This is a genomic window from Pyxidicoccus sp. M6 (genome assembly GCF_055568925.1).
In genome coordinates this window covers 11,083,077-11,102,323 of the sequence record NZ_CM145714.1, presented here as the reverse complement: position 1 = coordinate 11,102,323, position 19,247 = coordinate 11,083,077, and the positions used below count along the sequence as shown (strand labels likewise).

The 19,247-nt window shown below is 71.1% G+C and carries 13 protein-coding genes; 1 reads left to right on the top strand and 12 read right to left on the bottom strand.

Annotation, left to right across the window (positions count from 1 at the left end; translation table 11 throughout):
* Positions 1–62: 62 nt before the first annotated feature.
* The 12 genes from ACVTJA_RS43475 to ACVTJA_RS43420 all read right to left on the bottom strand — a co-directional run bounded on the left by ACVTJA_RS43475 (position 63) and on the right by ACVTJA_RS43420 (position 15,292).
* Positions 63–1,562 (bottom strand): hypothetical protein, encoded by a 1,500-nt coding sequence (locus ACVTJA_RS43475; RefSeq protein ID WP_465829564.1) that lies wholly within the window; start codon positions 1,560–1,562, stop codon positions 63–65.
* Positions 1,563–1,728: 166 nt separating this feature from the next.
* Positions 1,729–2,553 carry a MerR family transcriptional regulator gene (locus tag ACVTJA_RS43470; protein WP_465829562.1) on the bottom strand — a complete coding sequence of 275 codons (825 nt, stop codon included), beginning with the start codon at positions 2,551–2,553 and terminating at the stop codon, positions 1,729–1,731.
* A complete protein-coding gene (locus ACVTJA_RS43465; RefSeq protein WP_465829560.1) occupies positions 2,550–3,617 on the bottom strand; it encodes an alpha/beta fold hydrolase in 1,068 nt (355 codons plus the stop codon). The genes ACVTJA_RS43470 and ACVTJA_RS43465 overlap by 4 nt, the downstream gene beginning before the upstream one ends.
* 76 nt (positions 3,618–3,693) lie before the next feature.
* A complete protein-coding gene (locus ACVTJA_RS43460) occupies positions 3,694–4,437 on the bottom strand; it encodes a hypothetical protein (protein ID WP_465829559.1) in 744 nt (247 codons plus the stop codon).
* Positions 4,434–5,456 (bottom strand): hypothetical protein, encoded by a 1,023-nt coding sequence (locus tag ACVTJA_RS43455; protein ID WP_465829558.1) that lies wholly within the window; start codon positions 5,454–5,456, stop codon positions 4,434–4,436. The genes ACVTJA_RS43460 and ACVTJA_RS43455 overlap by 4 nt, the downstream gene beginning before the upstream one ends.
* Before the next feature lie 282 nt (positions 5,457–5,738).
* The gene (locus ACVTJA_RS43450) at positions 5,739–6,917 is read right to left on the bottom strand and encodes a cupin domain-containing protein (RefSeq protein WP_465829556.1); all 1,179 of its coding nucleotides are present in this window, start codon (positions 6,915–6,917) and stop codon (positions 5,739–5,741) included.
* A gap of 10 nt (positions 6,918–6,927) precedes the next feature.
* Entirely contained in the window at positions 6,928–9,081 is a 2,154-nt protein-coding gene (locus ACVTJA_RS43445) for an ATP-binding cassette domain-containing protein (protein ID WP_465829554.1), read from the bottom strand.
* On the bottom strand, positions 9,078–11,843 hold the full coding sequence (locus ACVTJA_RS43440; RefSeq protein ID WP_465829553.1) for an ATP-binding cassette domain-containing protein: 2,766 nt from the start codon (positions 11,841–11,843) through the stop codon (positions 9,078–9,080). The genes ACVTJA_RS43445 and ACVTJA_RS43440 overlap by 4 nt, the downstream gene beginning before the upstream one ends.
* A complete protein-coding gene (locus ACVTJA_RS43435) occupies positions 11,840–13,033 on the bottom strand; it encodes an HlyD family secretion protein (protein WP_465829551.1) in 1,194 nt (397 codons plus the stop codon). Before ACVTJA_RS43435 ends, ACVTJA_RS43440 begins: the two co-directional genes overlap by 4 nt.
* A 1-nt stretch (position 13,034) precedes the next feature.
* Positions 13,035–14,276 carry an enterochelin esterase gene (gene fes / locus ACVTJA_RS43430; protein WP_465829550.1) on the bottom strand — a complete coding sequence of 414 codons (1,242 nt, stop codon included), beginning with the start codon at positions 14,274–14,276 and terminating at the stop codon, positions 13,035–13,037.
* 37 nt (positions 14,277–14,313) lie between these two features.
* A complete protein-coding gene (locus tag ACVTJA_RS43425; protein ID WP_465829548.1) occupies positions 14,314–15,069 on the bottom strand; it encodes a ferritin-like domain-containing protein in 756 nt (251 codons plus the stop codon).
* A 37-nt stretch (positions 15,070–15,106) separates the two neighbouring features.
* Complete coding sequence (locus ACVTJA_RS43420; protein WP_465829547.1) at positions 15,107–15,292, bottom strand: hypothetical protein; 186 nt, start codon at positions 15,290–15,292, stop codon at positions 15,107–15,109.
* Positions 15,293–15,639: 347 nt separating this feature from the next.
* On the opposite strand from ACVTJA_RS43420, the gene ACVTJA_RS43415 reads away from it, so the two are divergent.
* Complete coding sequence (locus tag ACVTJA_RS43415; RefSeq protein ID WP_465829545.1) at positions 15,640–19,197, top strand: endopeptidase; 3,558 nt, start codon at positions 15,640–15,642, stop codon at positions 19,195–19,197.
* Positions 19,198–19,247: the final 50 nt, after the last annotated feature.

Below are 19,247 nucleotides of genomic sequence, written 5' to 3'. Positions count from 1 at the left end.
CTGTCGGGTCCAGGTTGCGGGGGAGCAGCTTAGTGCGGAAGGTGAAGAAAGGGGGGGCGGCGTCAGCGGGCGACGTGGATGGGCCGCGCTTGCGGCCGCTGCTGCTGGCGCATGTCGACGAGGATGTCGTACCTGCCCGGCTCGGGCAGCACGGGGCCGGCGGCGAAGCGGTAGAGGCTGCTGACGTCGCGCTCCTCGGGGAAGCGTTCCTCCACGAGCGCGCGGAACATCTCCTTGGCCACCCACTCGGTGTCCGCCGACATGGAGCCGAACTCGTCCAGGTAGCGTAGCGGCGCGGACGTGTCGCTCTGCCGCGCGGTGAGGACGAAGACGCGCGGCTGTCGGGCGGGCACCACCTGCCGCACGCCTTCCTCCAGCAATGCCAGCTCGCGGCGCTGCGGGAAGGCGAACAGCTCCAGCGAGTGCTGGTGGGCGAGCACGGCGCTCACCGCGACGAAGACGCTCAGCAGCACCGTCACCGCGCGCGGGCCGTGCACGCTCCAGCGGCTGCCCAGGTTCATCAGCGACGCGACGAAGTAGACGCTCCACACGCCGGTGAGGGCATAGAGGGTGCGGTACGTGGGCCAGCGCTCGCTGGCGAGGAAGCTGACGGAGTACGCGGCGGCGGACAGCACCACCAGCCCCACGAGCCACGTGCCCACGCTGGCGCGGCCTACGCGGCGGCCGACGAAGAAGAGGCCCAGCGCCACCACGGTGAGCGTCAGGGCCACCATGGGCCAGAAGGCCACCGGCGGCGCGGCGCCCGTCGCGTTGAGGACGTTGAGGGCCAGCGCGTTGGGCAACACCTGGGTGACGAACCACGCCGCCTTGTCGAGGAAGTGCTTCTCGAAGCTGATGCGCGGCGAGGGCGCGAAGAGGCCCAGCGCGAAGGACAGCTTGGTGAGGACGAAGGCCACGCCCAGGCCGGCGCCCATGACGGCGAGGTGCCGCGCCAGCCACCGCGCGGGGGCGCGCAGGTCCGCGTCCTGACGCCGCACCAGCGCGGCCGCGAGCAGCACCGCGTAGAACAGGCCGCTGACCTGGTAGATGAGCGTCGCGGTGCCCATGGCCACCACGCCGCCCAGGCACCACGCCCCGCGTTGCCACGGGGCCTTCGCTTCGAGGCCTCGCCGCGCGAGGGCGTACGCGAGCACCGTCAGCAGCAGCGCCACCGCCTGGGGCCAGCAGATGCCCCAACTCGCGATGACCTGCGCGGACGGCATGACGGTGAGGAACGCGGCGAGCAGCGCCGCGGGCGCCGTGGGCCAGCCCTCCTTGCGCAGGAGCAGGAAGACGGCGGCGCCCAGCAGGCCCAGGCCCATGACGGACAGGGCGCGCAGGCCGCTGAGCCCGTCGATGTTGCCCGCCTCGCGGACCGACGCCTCCAACAGCCAGCCGTACAGCGGACGGCCCATGGCGGCGCAGACGCGGAGAATCTTCCCCGGCTCCTCGCGCGCTTCCCGGAGGATGGCGTAGTCGTCTCGCAGGCCGTAACGCTGGACGACGGCGCTCCCGTAGATGAGCCAGGGCAGGAGGAGGAGCAGGGCGGTGGGGCCCAGCACTCCGAGGGCGCGTGTCGAGGGGCGTGTCAGCAGGGGAGGACCTCTAGCGGCGCGAGCCTACCAGAGCCTCATGACGCGGGGCGGCAGATGTGGGGTCTTCCTGACACCTGGAACTCCAACGAGTCATGGAGCCTCGGGCCCTGGACGTCCAGTGGGGCACACGCCTTCACTCGGAGGCTGTCTCCCAGGTCAGCGCCAGCTCGGAGCGCCAGGTGGTGGGTCGTGTCGTGTCCGTCGTGCCCGCGCGCAGGAAGGTCTCACGCAAGGGCACGGCCGGGACGCGCTCGTGCGCGTGGAGATGCGCGAAGAGCCGTGCCCACGAGGGGCCTGCCGTGTCGGGCCGCCCGGTGTGCACGAGCGTGGCGGCCTGCACCTCGGGCAGTTCCTCCACGTGGACTCCCTCGGGTCGAGCGTCTGGGGACAGGGGCACGCAGAAGGAGACGTCCGCGTCGTCCTCGCGGTACTCCGCCTCGTGGTACAGGCAGAAGGGCGCACCGGCCACGTGCGGCCCGCACGCGGCGAACAGGCGCGGAAAGATGAGCGCAGCGTCCGAGTAGCGCCCCCGGGCGCGGTGCACGGCGGCGCGCACTCCCGGCAGCCAGCGTTCCACCAGTGGCGGGGGCGCGCGCAGATACGCCTCCGCCTGCTCCTGGTGCCGCAGCAGTGAGTCCAGGGCCAGCACCGAGCGCTGCGCGCTGGCGGCCTCCTCGGCGAGCCGGGCGCGTACCTTCGAGAGCTGCTCGGCCAGCGACGTGCCATGGTCCAGCTCCGCGAGCACGCTGCGAATCTCCTCCAGCGACAGGCGCAAGTCCCTCAACGCCCGCAGCGTGTGGGCCAGCGCGATGTCGCGCTCGGTGTAGTAGCGGTAGCCGGACGAGGAGTCCACGCGCGAGGGCAGCAACAGCCCCTTCTCCTGGTAGAAGCGCAGCGCCTTCACGCTCAGCCCGGTGATGCGCGACACCTCGCCAATGGCATACAGCAGTCCACTCACCGCTCCACCTCCGAGAGGAAGGCGCGCACCGTGGAAGCGAAGGACTCGGGCTGCTCCTCGAAGGGGAAGTGCCCGGTGCCCTTCAGCTCCACCAGCCGCGCATGGGGCAGGGCTTCTACCACGCGAGCGGTGGCCGCACGGGGCTGGAGGTCCTCGGCGCCATGGATGACGAGCGTGGGCGCGCGCACCCGGCCCAACCAGGCGCTCCAGTCGTGGTGGCGCCCCAGGCTGAGGTAGAGCCCCAGGGAGAGCAGCCCTCCAGGCGTGCCGGAGTCGGGCAGCAGCGCGCCGGGCCGCTCCTTCCGCACGGCCTGCGTGTAGAGGGGCCCGAAGCGCGCGAAGTGCTCGGACAGCGTGGCCTCGTCCTCCTTCAATCTCGCGGGGAAGTCGAAGGTGCGCGCCATCCAGTCGTCCAGCGCGCGTTGTCCCTCGGCGTCCAATCGCGTGCCCACCTGCGCGAACAGGTCTCCGTCGCCCGCGGGCATCGTCACCAGCGGCGCGGGCGCCACCAGCACGAGGGCCTCCACCCGCTCCGGCCATTCCGCCGCGTAGAGCGCGGCCACCAGCGCGCCGAAGGAGTGGCCCACCAGCGTCAGGCGCTCCTTCCCGAGCAGGCGCCGGATGCGCTCCAGGTCCGCCAGTTGCTCGGCGAGTCCCAGCCGCGCCTCCACCGCCTGCATGGCCTTCCACGTCCCGCCCGGCGGAGCGCCGGTGAGGGGACGAGAGGACGCACCGCAGCCACGCTGGTCGTAGAAGTGCCAGCGCAGGGCGTCCCCGGTGAGGGTGGCCGCGCGCCACGGCGCCGCAGGGGGAAGTCCCGGGCCGCCATGCACGACGACGACGTCCCGGCCCTGGCCCACGGTGACGTGGTGCAGTTCCACCCCCGCCGCCACCTGCCAGCGCGGTGCGTCCGCCCGCTGCCCGGGAGGGACGTCCAGCGTCTCGCCCCGCGCGGCCAGCGTCCGCTCCACCGTGCCCGGCTGGAAGAGCCCGCGCCCCATCCACCACCACGCGCCGGCCGCCGCGCAAGCCAGCAGGACGAGTGCTCCGAGTGCCACCACCATGATGTTCCTCCGCGCCTTCTGTCTGGATGACATGCGCGGAAGGTGGCGGTCTCCCCTTGGGGGAGAGTCAAGCGGCTCAGGCGGCCGCGTCGAGCACGCCCAGCGCGTCCTGCGAGCGGCTCAAACAGTCCGCGAGGAAGCGCAGGTAGCAGTCCAGCCCGCGCGCGCCGAAGGAAGCGAGCTGGGGACCCACCTCCGGCCGCGTGCGCAGCAACTGCTCCATCATGTTCTCGTTGAGGGCCGTGTGGCCCACGTCCACCTCGGCGTGCTCGCGGAGGAAGGTGAGCTTGTCCAGCGTGCCCTGGCCGAGCACCGTCTTCACGTGCGCGAGGATGCGCGGCACCAGCACCACCGCGAGGTAGCCCACCTCGTACTCAATCGCGGCCTGGCCCAGGGGCAGCTCGCCGGTAATCGCCTCGTCGTGCACCTGGCGGTACTGGCGCATCGCCTCCGTGGGCGGCTGGGCCACCAGCGCGTCCGCGTCCAGCTTCGGCGTGCGGCGCGCATTCCAGCGGCCCACCAGCACGCGCGCGTCTTCAATCGTCATCAGGTGGTGGCCGGCCTCGTGCTTCGCGTGGGTGATGAGCGCCTGGCCCAGCTTCGTCTGTCCCAGCGCGATGCAGCGCTCTCCCGCGCCGCGAATCCAGCCCTCCACGGGCTCGGTCATGTACGCGCCGCGCGCGGACCACTCGATGAGGAAGCGCTCCAGCAACACGGGGTCGACGTCCGGCGACAGCAGCGTGCGCACCACGGGCTCGGTGTCCAGGCGCGCGCGGGTCTCCTGCACGTGGGGCAGGTACTGCGTCTTCATCAGGCTCATGACGGTTCCTTCTCGGTGTGGTGGGGCAGGGGCAGGCGGCTCACCGTCTGCTCGTGGATGTGCTGCAGGAAGTCGGGGATGAGGTCGGCGGCGATGAGCCAGAGGTACGGCTTCGCCTCGGACGCCTCGTCGTGCAGGCCGGCGGCTTCGACGTCGCCGGGCTCCTCGGCCAGGAAGACGAAGCTGTCGCGGCCCCTGGCGGCGTACCAGCGGCGCGCCGCGCTCAGCAGGGCGCGGTAGGCGTCACGCCCTCGCGGAGTGAGCGGGAACAGGCGCGTGGCGTCCAACAATTGAAAGGGATTCGTCCCGGGCGGGCCCACCTCCAGGACGGCCGCCGCGAGCGGTGTCACTCCCAGACGCGCGACGAGGATGTGCCGCTCGCGCTCCAGTCCGGCGGCGCGCCACGGACGGGCCGCGTCCTCGAAGTCCAGCGCGTCGGGGCCCAGGTCCAGCGCTTCGACGTAGCTGGCGGGGCGCGTGCGGGAGAGCTGCTCGACGAGCCAGGCGCGTTCTTCGACCGTCGCGGGTCCGACGTCCATCGCTCCGTGTTCATCCGGGCCGTGCGAGTCGACATCAATCATCCGCACCGGGCGCAGCAACACGCGGCCGGTGTTGGCCATCCGCTCCACGAAGCCCACGTGCGCGCGGTGGACGAAGGGCACGGTGGACTCGATGTACGCCGCCATCCAGCGGATGCCCGGGTCGGCATGGGCGTGCTCCACCGTGCAGGTATAGAGCTCTCTCAGCATCTGCCCGGGCGTGCGCTCGTAGCGGATGCCGCCTTGCCGCTTCGCGAGCTGATGCACCAGCCACGTCGAGCGGTACGCCTTCATCGCGGAGAACGTCGCCTCCACGCCGCGCTCCGAGGGCCACACCGTCGTGCAGAGCAGCTCGGGCAACCCACCCGCGCGCCGCCCCAATTCGATGAAGCTCCTACGCCGCGCCTCGAACCACGCGGCGGACCTGCCGGCGAGGTTGAAGTAGCCCGAGTCGACGAAGAGCTGCCAGATGTCCTCCACGCGGGAACCGTCGGTCTTCGTCGGGGGCGCGGTGGGGGCTTCGCGAAGCCACGACGGTGACGCCGCGGGCCTGGAAGCGCATGCATGGTGTGAATTCTCGGGCAGCGGGCGGACCCGTGCCTGTGCGTCGTGCGCCCTCAAGCTTCCTCCGTGGTGTGCGGATGCGCGCGGCAGCCACCTGGGGATGGCGGGTGGGCTCGCTCCTTGCCGGAGCGGGCCGTTCCCGGGCCGCGCACGAAATTCATACGGAGGACGGCGCTCGGTCTGGTCGTCGGGAGCTGCTCACGCGGCGACGCGCAGCAGTCCTTCACGCACGAGGCGGCGGCACAGCGTCATTCTCGCTTCCTCGGTCAATGTGTCTGGCAAATCCCGAATCCGGAACCGGGACTGCTCGAGGACATACCGGAGCGCGGGCTCGCAGAACGCGGGCGCCACCATCGAGCCTCCGTTGAAGCCGAGGCTCACTTCGTCTCCGTTGCGTGACAGCACGCTCGCGTGTCCCGGTCGCGTCTCCAGCTCGCTGTCCGGGCGGAGCTCGCCCAGGCCCTCCAGGGAGCGCAGGTAGCCTCCCGGCCCGGGCCCCACCACCTCGTCCGCCTGGATGAGCTGTGCTTCCATCCTCTCCAGCAGCGGGTCGAGCGGGCCCAGCGCCCGGATGTCATCGGCCAGTTGCTCCGCGAGCTCGATGATGCAGGGTGCCTGCCGGTTGCATCGGGTCCCCACGGGTGCCAGGGAGCGGCGCCAGTGCGCGTGCTTGCTCACCACGGCGCGGATGAGCTCCGCGAGCACCGCGTCCAGCAGCAGCGGCCGGACGCCAATCGACAGGTGGACGGAGCAGCAGTCGCCGGTGACGGCCGAGTGCGGAGTGCCCCTCGGCAGGTACAGCAGGTCTCCCGCCGTCAGCTCGATTTCGCGGACCGGTGGGCCCCAGTCCTCGTCTCCCATCTTCCGGCCCTCCAGGGGGAACTTCTCCTGGGGTGCGTATAGCCGCCACCGCTTGCGGCCGGAGGTCTGGAGCACGAAGACGTCGTGGCCGTCGTGGTGTGTGCCGAAGCCCTGTGACGTCGGCCCGGTGATGTACGCGTTGCCGTTGGCGTAGCAGCGGAGCCGGCGCTGCACGGCATCCACGAGCACGTGCACCGCGGGCCAGCGCCGGTGCACGCCGTTGAGGTTGAGGGTGTAGCCCTCGCGGAAGGCCTGGAACACCTGGCGCGGCGGGGCCTCCTCCTCCTCGTGGAAGACGATGTCGGGCTTCCCCATGGCCACGAGGCGCAATTCATTGCCGCGTGGCTTCACGGTGAAGAGGTATTGCTCCACCTCGTCCAGCCCGAACAGGCCCGCATAGTGATTGGGCGCGTGACGTTGGACGTGGAGGGGTTCCTTCTCCCAATACGCCTCCAGGAAGGCGGGGAGGGACAGCGGGTCGAGCAGCTTGGCGATGGCGCGTTCTGGGTCGGACATGGGTGACTCCTCAGGGATGGGCAATGACCAGAAGGCTGGGGACCCGGGCCGCGACGCACTGGTAGCAGCGGCGCAGCGTCTCCGGGTCCAGCGCGGCGAAGCTCTCGTCCAGCACGAGCAGGTCCGCCTGTTGAATCAGCGCGCGGGCGATGAAGAGACGGCTCCGCTCGCCGTGGGAGAGTTGCCAGCCTGTCTCTCCGACAATCTGCATGAGGCCGGCGGGCATCCGCGCGAGGAGGTCTCCCAGCCCGAGCTCCTCGCAGACGGCCGTCGCCAGCTCCAGGTCCTCCGGCCTCGGCGGCCAGGCACGGCTCATCAGCAGGTTGAAGGCGAGCGTGCCGGAGAACACGTGGTTCTCGTGGAACTGCGGCGCGGCGACGACGCCCTCCCTCCAGCGGTCCGGGCCGAGCGTGCGCCGGTCCAGCCCGTTCAGCAGCAGGAGCCCGGACTGTGGCTGGCGCAATCCCGCGAGCAGCGCGCCCAGCGTGGACTTGCCTCCGCCGGAACGGCCTTCGAGGAGCACGTGCTCGCCCCGGTGGATGCGCAGGTCGCAGCCGTCCAGCGCCGGGGTGTTCCGCTCCGGGTAGCGGAAGACGAGGTGCTGCGCCTCGAGCAGCACGTCTCCCCGGCGGGGATTCAGCGCGACGGTGTTCCCGTCGTCCTGTCTGGGATTGCGCACGAGCACCGGCACGGCGGCGTCTTCCGTCCGGCTCGCGGCGTGGAAGAGGCCGGCAATCTGCTTCCAGGCGCTGCCCGACTCGGCGAGCGCGGACAGGCCCATCACCAGCCGACTGAAGGCGCGGTACGCGAGCAACACGCCGCCCACGCCGATGGCGAGCGTCACCGGCGCGGCGCCGCCCAGCGCGAGCGTGAGGGTGAGGCCCGTCAGGCCCAGCAGCAGCCAGCCGCGCGGCATCAGTCCGGTGAGCAGCACCTCGCGCCGGTCCAGATGCTCCGACACGCGCTGGTACTGTTCCAGCGCGTGGTCCTCGCCGTCGTGCCAGCGCTCGCGTGACTCCTGCGCCAGCCGCGTGCGGTGGCCGACCATGCGCTCGATGAGGTCGTTGGTCATCCCCACGCGCGAGTCGTTCCAGCGCTGCCGGGCCTGTATGCAGCGCCAGCCGCCGTACAGCGTGAGCGCCGTCCACCCGAGCAGGAGCAGCGCGGGCATCGCGCCCACGCCCACCGCGAGCACCGCCACCGCGAAGAGCAACTCCAGCAGCGCGAGCATCCCCGCGAGCCCGCCGTTCAGCGCCAGCGTCTCGAAGGCATCGGCCTCCAGCACGCGTCCGAGCAACTGTCCCGCGCCCTGGCCCCGGACCTGCTCCACGTCCATGCGCAGGGCGCCCGTGAGCATCCGCTGCTTCAGCAGGCCACCGGCCTGGATGCTCAGCTTCGCGGACACCGCCTGGGCCAGCATCTGCACCGGCACCTGGGTGAGCAGGAGCATCGCCCACGCGAGCAGCCATCCCCGGTCCACCTGACCCAGCAGCAGGCCCTTGCCGATGAGCCACCAGGACGCGAGGCCCAGGACGTACTGCGCGGTGTGCGCCACGAGGAGCAGCGCGAGCCGGCGGTGGACGCGCGCGTGCTTGAGTTGGGTGCGGAAGGCCCGGCCCGGAGGCAGACGCAGCAGCCAGCCCACGTCCAGCCACAGCGTGCCCAGCCGCTCGCCCAGGATGAGCGTGCGGACGTGGTTGCGGCGGCGGGCGGGCACCTGCGCCTGGTCCAGCAGCGTCTCCACCGAGGGCCGCACGGGCGCTTCGATGTCCTCGCAGAGCGCGTCGTGCAGCGCGCTCCATTCAATGGTCTCCACCCTCGAGTCCGGGCTCAGCAGGCGCAGCCGTCCCCGGCGCTCACCGAGGAGGACGAGCACGCGCGGCTCGGCGTCTCCAGGGAGCTGCACCAGGGCCGGCCCCGCCCGGTGCAGCAGCGCGTGCAGCTCCGCGTAGCGCGTGCCAACGGGCTCTGCCTCGAAGCCGAGGAAGGTGGCGGCGGACTCGAGCCACGGGCCGATGGGCTGCTCGCCGTTTTGAAGCGACGCATCGGGGACGGGCATCCGCGAGACGTTGCGGCCCGGCATGCCGCTGTGGTGCGCGAGCCGCTGAAGGGCTTCACCCAGCCTCGCGGCAGGCCAGCAGAGCGATGACAGGGAGTGCGTCATGCCACGGCCTCCTCCACCCACGTGTCTTCGCGCTGGGTCTCACGCGGCGCCGTCACCAGGACGCCGTTCTCCATGCGGGCGCGCGTCCAGGTGTCGTTGGACCAGACCTCGGCCTTCGCCTGGGCCTCGGCTTCGAGGAGGGCGCGGTAGCGGGAGCCCGGCCTGGCGGCGAGCACCGAAGGCTCACCGTGCTCCACGACGCGACCGCCCTCCACCACGAGGACCTGGTCGAAGCCCCGCGTCTCCGCGACGTCGTGGGTGATGCACAGCAGCGTCGCGCGGGCCCACCGCTGGCGCGCCCGCTCCAGTAGTTCGTGCCGACGCTCGCGGTCCAGGCCCCGGAACGGCTCGTCGAGGATGGCCAGCCGCACGTCGGACCGCAGCAGGGCCCGGCCGAAGCGCACGCGCTGGCCCTCGCCGCCGGAGACTCGCGCGCCGCCTTCACCGAGCGACGTCTGGAGCCCATCCGGCAGGCGCTCCATCACGGAGAGCAGGTCCGCCGCTCCGATGACGGGGCTCAGCGACGCGGGCAACTCCGACGCCGCGCCATACGTGAGGTTGTCCAGGAAGGAGCGATTCCAGAGCTGCACGGCCGGGTCCACCCACGCCGTCTCCCGTCGCAGCCGCTCCAGTCGCGCACCGTCGAGCGGCGCACCGTCCACGAACAGCGCGCCCGAGGACGCATGGTGCCAGCCCATCAGCAGGCCCACGAGGCTCGACTTGCCGGCGCCCGACGGGCCCACGATTCCCACGTGCGTGCCCGGGGCGATGGACAGCGCCACGTCTTCGAGCACGGTGTGCCCGCCCGCCATTACGCCCACGCCCTGGAAGTCCACCGCCACGCCCCGCGTCGCGGGCGCTTCCTGTTCCGCGTCCACGCCCTGCCTCATGGGCTCGGCCCTCGTTGCGTTCCCTGAGGGGGCAGGCGCGTCACCCGTCTCATCGCGCGCGCCGAGCGGCTCCATCAGGCGCAGCGTCACGTTGCGGTGCAGCGGGTACTGCCGCGCGAGCTGGGCGAGCTTCTGCCCCACCAGCGGCAGGTTGAGCGTCCAGTACAGGAACAGCAGCGAGCTGCTCTGGGCTCCCGTCCGCGACAGGTGCCCGAAGACGAGCACCACCGCGAGCCCCAGGCTCACCAGCGCCAGCAGGCCCTCCATCCACACGGACACCCGCTGGAGCGCCGCCGACGAGCGCGCCCACTCCACCACGTGGCTCTCGTGCTCGCGTCGCAGTGCGCGCTCCGCGCCGTGCGCCCGCACCGACACCAGCCCGAGCAGCGCATCCAGGTAGAAGCGCGAGAGCGCGGCGGAGTGGCTGCGCACCCGCAGCTCTCGCTCGGCGAGCACCGGCTGAATCGCGAGCGGCATCAGCAGCGCGGTGAGCATCAGCCCCAGCGCGGCGGGCGCGCTCCCCGGGTCCAGCCAGATGAGGCCCACCGTGGTGAGCAGCAACTCGAAGACGCCGAGCACGAGCTGTCCACCCAGCCCGGGCAGGAGGCGCAGCCGGTGCAGGCTGTGACAGCGCTCGGCCATGTCGGAGTGGGGCCGGCTGCTGAAGTAGCGGTCATGCATCCGAGGCAGCTTCTCGAGGAACGCCATCCGGAAGCGGACCTCCAGCCTCCGGCCCGTGCGGCGCATGGAGAGGCCGTTGAGCACGTCCAGCCCCAGGCAGATGGAGAGGAAGACGCAGAGCGCGAGCAGGGCCTGGAGCCACTGCGAGAGGAGGCTGAGCCGGTTGCCCACCTCGAGCAGCCCGCGCAGCAGCAGCGCCTCTCCGACGGTGCCGAAGGCGGCCAGTCCCAGCCCCGCGAGCAGCGCGGCGGGGGCCGCGTGCCCATCGGCGCGCAGCATGCGCAGCAGCTCGCGTCCGGGACGGGGAGGGGGCTCGGTCAGCGCGGCGGCGAGCTCCGGCGGCAGGCCCTCGTGAGGCTGGACTCCCTGACGCCGGCTGGAGGCGTGGACCAGCACCGCGCCCCGGAAGGCGAGCAGCCTGTCCGTCTCGCTCTCACCCGGCAGCGGCACGACGGGCCAGTAGGGACGGGAGACGGTGACGGGCTCCAGCGGGGATTCGCGCAGCGACTGGTGGAAGAACGTGTCCACGGCCCGCGCCGCCGGACGTCCCGCCGTCAGTCCACCCGAGCGCACGAGGTAGCCGACCATCTTCCGCGTGGCATCCAGCGCCGCGAGCGGATGCCACCCCGGGTCCGCGAGCGCCTCGCGCAGGTGCCCGTCAAGCTCGCCCTCCTCCAACCCCAGCGCGCGGAGCTGCCCTCGCAGCACCGCGAGCATCGTCTTCGAGCCGGCCCAGTCGCGCCACGCGGGCGCGGGAAGCGCGGTGGTGTGCAGGTACAGCTCGCCGATGAGCCCGCGCAGCGACACCCAGCGGCGGCCCCGGCTCGGGTCCATCACCTGCACCAGCCGGCCGTGGCGCCGCCACACCACGACGAAGTGCGTGGCCCCGCTCGGAAGCTGCACGACGACGATGGCGGGCAGCGCACCCGAGGCCGGCTCCAGCAGATGGTCCGCGGGGACGAGCTGCTGCTCGGCGTCGAGGCCGCAGCGCCGCGCCACCTCCTCCAGCGTGTCGATGGAGGTGCCGTCGACACCCGTCTGGCAGGCCTCGCGCAAGCGGCCGTAGCTGACGGGGATGCCGAAGCCCTCCAGCAGGCACTTGAGCGCCGCGGGGCCGCAGTCCATCCACGAGGACTGGATGACCTCGGGAGCGAAGCGCCGGGGGCCGTCCGTGGGGCGAAGGCGAATCATGAGGCACCTCCCGGCGCCGCGGGCGGGCTCGAGCTCGCCGGAGTGCCCAGCCGCTGTCCCGCTTCGCGGAGAATCAGCGCCGCGGGGGAGACGTCATCCACCGCGACCTCCAGCGTCCCGGGCAGGCCGTGCTGGCGCGGGATGCGCGAGGAACCATCCGGCAACAGCTCGCACTCCACGCGGACCTTGCCGTCCCGGGCCTCCGACGCGAGCCGGCTCACCGTGGCGTTGAGGGCGCCGTACTCCGCCCAGGGAAAGCCCTGCAGGCGCAGCCGCGCCGTCTGTCCGGGACGGATGTGGCCCAGCGCATCCGAGGGGTTGAAGTCGGCCACGACGCGAAGGTTGCCGGGCGGTACCAGCACCGCGAGCTTGTCCCCGCGCTTCACCTCGGAGCCGGACTGGAGCCGCGCCACCTCGCCAATCTGTCCGCTCGCGGGGGCCCGCAGGACGAACAGCTCCAAATCATGGGTGAGGGTGGCGATGCGCGCCTTCGTCGTGGTGATGAGCCCCTCCATCGAGGCCAGCTCCCGCTCCAGCCGCGCCACCTGCGCCATGCCCTGGCTCCTCTGGTTCAGTCGCTCGGAGCGCAGGCGGTCGGCCTCCTGCTCCACGGCTTCCAGCGCCGCGCGCCGCTGCTCGCGCTCCGACTTCACCTTGAGGAACTCCAGCTCGCCAATCGCCTGGCTCTTCAGGAGCGGCTCGAGCCTGGACTGCTCCTGGTCGGCATAGGACAGCGCGGCCTGCGCCTCCCGCTTCTTGGCCTGGGCCTCGCTCAGTTGAGAGCTGCCCGCGAGCCCCGCCGCGCCGAGCGCCTGCTGCTGCGCCGCCAGCTCGCTTCGAAGCGTCTCGAGCTGCGGGAGCAGGGTGTCGAGCCGCGTCTGCTCCTCCTGGAGCTTGAGCCGCTGTGCATTCGAGTCGAGCTCCAGCAGCACCTCGCCCTTCTCGACGTGCCGTCCGATGTCCAGGTGGCTCGTGAGGACGCGGCCGTCCACCTGCGCCTCCACCGGGAAGACGGCGCGGTCCACTTCGAGGCGCGCGTTCTCCGAGACTTCGTACACGGTGACGCGCGCGAAGATGAACCACGCCAGCCAGCCGCAGGTGAACAGCGCGAGGATGAGGAGCACCCGCCCGGCCCGCCGGAAGCCGTCCTCATGCAGCGCGCGCAGCGAATGGGAGAAGTCCGCGGACACGTCACACCTCCCGGCCGATCAGCGACATCAGCCCTTCAGCGAGGCCTCCGGGCCAGCCGATGTAGTCGTGGCCACCGTTGAGCTCGCGATAGGTGACGTCGTAGCCCCGGGCCCGCAGCACGTCGCGCAGGTGGCGGTTGGCGACGAGCTGGCTCGGGCTGTTGCCCGGGGAGGGGCCGCGCTCCAGCAGCCCGACGTTGAGGTAGAAGCGGACGTCCTTCCGGGGCATGGCGGCGAAGCGGGAGGTGAGCCACTCGTTCTCCTCCGCGTCCTCCGGCGCCCACCAGAACGAGCCGGACTGCGACAGCACGTTGCCGAAGACCTCCGGGTGGCGCAGGCCGGCGAACGCCGCCGCGAGCCCTCCGTAGCTCCAGCCGCCCACCACCGTCCGCTCGGGCCGGGTGGACAAGCGCAGCTCACCGCGCACGCGCGGCAGCAGCTCCGTGGCCAGCTCGTCCACGAAGCTGTCGTTGCACGTCAGCTCCGCTTCGCGGTCCGGGTGGTGGAGCAGGAGACAGACGAGCGGTGGGACGCGCCCGTCGGCGACGAGGTTGTCGAGCACGTCCATCACACCGAGCTCCAGGTGGCCCTCGCCGTCGCAGAGCACCAGCAGCGCCGCGTCCTCCGGCGTGGCCTCGCCCAGGGGGCGGTACAGCCAGAAGGTGCGCTCGCGGCCGGAGCCGGCGTGCCGGAACAGGCCCTGCTCCAGCCGCCCTTCCGGGACGTCCGGACGCCGCGCCGCCCAGTGGCGGCCCGGCGCGTCCGGCAGCTCGATGACGGACATGGGCGGCAGCGCGGGATTGGGGGAGAAGTGGCGCGGGTTGAGCGTGTCGGTGCGCCAGGCCTTCATCCGCTCCTGGAGGTACGCCGCCTCCTCCTCGGGCCCCATCTCATGCAGGGGCCGGAGCGGCTCGTCGGGGGAGAAGCAGTACGTCGTGTGCAGGTCACGCCGCACCTTCCACGTGCGGTGCCACAGGTCCGTCCCGGGCACGCGCTCCAGTTGGTTGGAGTCCGGGTTCCAGATGCACTCCAGACCCGGCACCACCACCACGTTGCGCACTGGCCGCTCGGCCCTCCAGACGAGGGTGAGGAGGACGTGCTCCCGGTCCCCCTCCACCTCCTCCAGCAGCGGCGTACCCTCGCGGGTGAGCCGGTGCCAGAAGGCCTCCACGGCGGCGGTATCACCTGCCTCGATGCTGCGTCGAAGCTCGCGGATGCGAGGGCTGATGGCAGGACAGCTCATGGTGATTCCCCCCTACGTGAAGCCTGAAGCGTGAGTCTCAGGCGAACGCCGTCTGCGGATTCGCCTTCGCGCGGCCCACCTCGTCCAGCGTCAGCTCGTTGAGCTGGATGATTCGGGTGGGGGCGATGTCGCGGATGAAGTCGCCGTCGCGGGTGGCCAGGGCGTCGTCGATGAGCCGGGCCGTGTAGCCCACGTGCCGCGACTCGTCCCACATCAGCCTGTCGAGCATCCGCGCGAGCCGCTCCCGCGCTTCCTCCGGGCAGTACGTCATCAGCACCGGGCGGGCGATGAGCTGGTTCACCAGCGTGCGGATTTCCGCCACGTTCATCTGGAGCAGGTTGTCCAGGATGTCCTGGCCGGTGTACGGCGGCAGCCGCTCCGGTTTGTCGCCGAACCGGTAGATGGGCGCGAGCGTCTTGAACTCGGTCCGGAGCGCCTCCGTCACGGTGCCGGGGAAGATGCGCTCCACCATGCTTTGATACATCCGCGAGTGCCGCGCCTCGTCCATCGCGTGCTGCTGGATGAGCGCCGAGACGGCTTCATCCGGCGTCTTGCCGGCCAGGTACCAGAGCTTCCCCGAGCCCCAGCCTTCCGTGGACGCATTGCCCACGATGATGTTGGCGAACCACTCACGATTCCGCGCCATCTCCCGGAACTGGTCGCCGTACCAGGCGGCGCTGAAGGGGGGAGGATGCGCCTCGAAGGTGTTCCTGAGGCATTCGCCATAGCGCTCCAGCGGCCCGACTTCGTGCTGCCGGAGCGATTCCAGGGTGATTTCAGCAACGACGTTCATCGACACATCCTCCCTGTCTGCGCTTCACGGGTTCGGGTTACAGGTGCTCGGGCGCGAACGGGGCGTTGCGCGCGAAGTAGATGCAGTCGAACCCGGTGGCGAGGCCCGCGCGGACGGCCGTCTTGATGTTCAGCTTGCCGCTGGACGACTCGCGCGACTCCTCGATGGACTTCAGCTGGGTGTCCTTCAGCTCGAAGGAGATCTGCGGCTCGTTCCGGTTCATGGATGGGGCTCCTGTTGTGTGGGGTTGATGCGGGGCCGCGGTGACCGGGATTGGTCTTCCGCGTCCCTCAAACCCATGGAGCACCCGAGAGGGGACGTGTGATGCGCGAATCGGCCCGCATCTCGCGCGTCACCCACGCGCACCGCGATGTCCGGCAGCACGCCCTGCTTCCGGGGAACTGCTCACTGATGAACAGCCGGTAGACCCGTGAAAGGCGTAATACTTTGAAACAAAACAAATCCTGAAATGAACGTTTCGCCCGGAACGCACGGCGGGTTCGACTGGGAACGCGCCCCGGGTGAGGGGCGCCAACAACCCGAGTCCTTCGGACTCCATGGGGGGAGCGTATGCGCCATGTGTGGAAGTGGGCCGCCTGTCTCGCGTTGTGTCTCAGCGCAGTGGGGTGGGCCTTCCAGCCGTCCCAGCAGAGCACGCTGGCGAGTCAGGCCTTCTTCAAGCCCGAGCTGTATCTCCCCATCTCCAACATGCCGCTGGAAGAGGCCCGCTCGAAGCTGAAGGGCGTGGGGCCGAGCGCGTGGGACGACTTCTTCGCGCGCAACGGCCGTGACTTCCACGTGTACATGGACCCGTTGACGGGGACGCCGTCCGCCATCCAGGGCTCGATTCCGCTCATCCCCGGCACGGGCGTGGGCAACAAGGTCAGCCTCACCTCGGTGCAGCAGCAGTTGGGGCGCTCCGTGGGGCAGGTGGACGAGGCCGCCGTCGCGGACCTGCTCTTCAAGTTCATCAGCGACAACCAGGCCGCGCTCGGGGTGGACATGCTCCAGCTCGGCGAGCCCCGCGTGACGCAAGTCACGGACGTGCTGTGGCAGGTGCTGATTCCCCAGCAGGTGGACGGCATCCCCGTCCGCCATGGTCGCCTCGTGGCCACCATCAACCACGGCAACCTCGTGCTGCTGGGCACCGAGGCGTGGAGCAACGCCACCGTGTCCACGCGGCCCACGCTCGACGGGCAGCAGGCACTCACGGCGGGCGGCGAGCGCTTCGGCCTCCTGGAGTCTCCCTCGCAGCTCTGGATGCAGCCGACGCTGGAAGTGGCGCCCCTGGCCCAGGCCGACGCGAAGGGCTTCGGTGAAGGCTACCGGCACCAGCTCGTGTGGACGTACGGCTTCCAGAATCCGGGGGAGCAGGAGCGCTGGAAGGTGACGGTGGACGCGGAGACGGGCGAGGTGCTGGCGCTGGAGGACGACAACCACTACCTGGACGCCACCGTGAAGGGCGGCATCTACCCGCTGACCAGCACGGAAATCTGCACCGCGAACGAGGCGTGCGGAACCATGCAGGTGGACACGCCCATGCCGTGGGCCAACACGGGGCTCGCTTCACCCAACAACTACACGGACGGCGCCGGCGTCTTCGCCTACAGCTCCGGCACTGTCACCACCACGCTCAACGGCAAGTACGTGCGCGTCAGCGACACCTGCGGCGCCGTCAGCGCCAGCTCCACCACCGGCAACGTGCAGATGGGCGGCACCAACGGCCAGCACGACTGCACCACCGGTGGCGGCGGAGCAGGCAACACGCCGGCCTCGCGCTCGGCCTTCTACGAGGTCAACCGCATCGCCGAGCTGGCGCGCGGCTGGCTCCCCAACAACACGTGGCTGAAGGGACAGCTCACCGCCAACGTCAACATCAACAGCACCTGCAACGCCTTCTGGAACGGCTCCACCATCAACTTCTACCGGAGCGGCGGCGGGTGCCGGAACACGGGCGAGATTGCCGCCGTGTTCGACCACGAGTGGGGCCACGGCATGGATGACTTCGACTCCGGCGGCGCTCTCAGCAACTCCAGCGAGGGCTACGCGGACATCGCGTCCATCTACCGCCTGCAGGCCTCGTGCGTGGGCTACGGCTTCTTCCACACCAGCGACAGGGGCTGCGGCAAGACGCCGGACGGCACCGGCTACAACCAGAACGAGGCGCAGACGGGCGCGGCCTGGTGCAACAGCAAGTGCTCGGGTGTGCGCGACGCGGACTACCTGGCGCACGCCAACCAGACGCCGGCCACGCCGCAGAACTTCGTGTGCCCCAAGTGCAGCTCCAGCACGGGCCCCTGCGGCCGGCAGGTGCACTGCGCCGCCGCGCCCGCCCGTCAGGCCGCGTGGGACCTCGTCGCGCGTGACTTGCAGGCCGCGCCGTTCAACTACGACTCCAACACCGCCTTCATCCTCGGCAACAAGCTCTTCTACCAGGGCAGCGGCAACATCGGCGCGTGGCACGCCTGCAACTGCACCGCGGGCACGTCGGACGGCTGCGGCGCGAGCCACGGCTACATGCAGTGGCTGGCCGCGGATGACGACAACGGCAACCTGAACGACGGCACGCCGCACATGACGGCCATCCACGCCGCCTTCAACCGTCACGGCATCGCCTGCTCCACGCCCGCTCCCGCCAACGCGGGCTGCGCGAGCGGCCCGGCCACCGCGCCCACCGCCACGGCCACCGGCAGCGATGGCCAGGTGGCGCTGAGCTGGAACGCGGTGCCCAACGCCAGCGAGTACTGGGTGATGAAGACGGAGGGCTACGCCGGCTGCGACTTCGGCAAGGCCAAGGTGGCCACCGTCAACGGCACCAGCTACACGGACACCGAGGTCGCCAATGACAGGCGCTACTGCTACTCGGTGGTGCCCGCCAGCACCAGCGCCTGCTTCGGCCGCGCCGCCGCGTGTGTCTGCGCGACGCCGGGAGGCCCCTGCACTCCGCCGGGCGTGGCCACGCTCACCTCTCCCGCCGACACGGCAGCGGACGTGGCGATTGCGCCGGTGCTCGACTGGGCCGACGTGGCGGGAGCCACCTCCTACGAGGTGCAGGTGGCCACCGACGCCAGCTTCGCCACCGTGGTGCGCTCCGCCTCGGCGCTGAGCGCGAGCACGTGGACCGTGACGCCCGCGCTCGCCAACGGCACGCGGTACTACTGGCGCGTCCGCGCGGTGAACAACTGCGCCAACGGCGCGTACAGCACCGCGTTCAGCTTCAACACCACGGAGACGTCGTGCCAGCCTCCGGCGGCGCCCACGCTGGCGAGCCCCGCGGACGCGGCGACGGGTGTCGCGCTCTCGGCGGTGCTCGACTGGAGCGACGTGACGGGCGCCACCTCCTACGAGGTGCAGGTGGCCACCGACAGCGCCTTCACCAACGTGGCGCGCTCGGCCACGGGGCTGGGCACCAGCACGTGGACGGTGTCTCCGGCGCTGGCCGCCAACACGCAGTACTTCTGGCGGGCGCGCGCGGTGAGCGACTGCGGCGCGGGCAACTACAGCGGCGCCTTCCGCTTCACCACCCAGACGGGCGGCGGGAGCTGCACGGTGGCGATGGCTTCCTATGACGCCTCGCTCGGGACGCCGGCCTGTGGCACCGGGTGCGGGTGCGACACGGGCACGCTGGTCAACAGCCGTGGCAGCCAGTTCCTCGCGGCCGAGCCCAACACGCCCAACGCGCTCGACGGCTGCCCGGATGGTCCCATCGGCTTCTACCACCTCGACGAGAGCATCGACCGGGTGGTGCTGAAGAGCGTGGACGGCGGCCCGATTACCCCGGGCAAGCAGGTGAAGGTGGACGTGACGGTGTGGTGCTACGACGCGACGGACCGGCTGAACCTCTACTACACGACGACGCCGGGCCTCCCCATCTGGACCTCGCTCGCCACGGGCCTGACGTGCACGGGTGCCGGCGCGAAGACGTTCAGCCACACCTTCACCGTGGGCAGTGGTGCCGGGCAGCACGCCATCCGCGCCCAGTTCGTGGAGGCCAGCAGCCCGGCGTCGAGCTGCACCTTCGGCTTCTACGACGACAACGATGACGTCGTCTTCGGCGTGGCCTCCGCCGTCGCGTCGGGACAGTCGCCGAAGCCGGCCACGCAGGGACGGGCTCGAGCAGGCCGGTAGCTCCGGGGCCGCGCGTCTCCGGCGGCCCTGAAGCATGAGAAGGTCCCCTG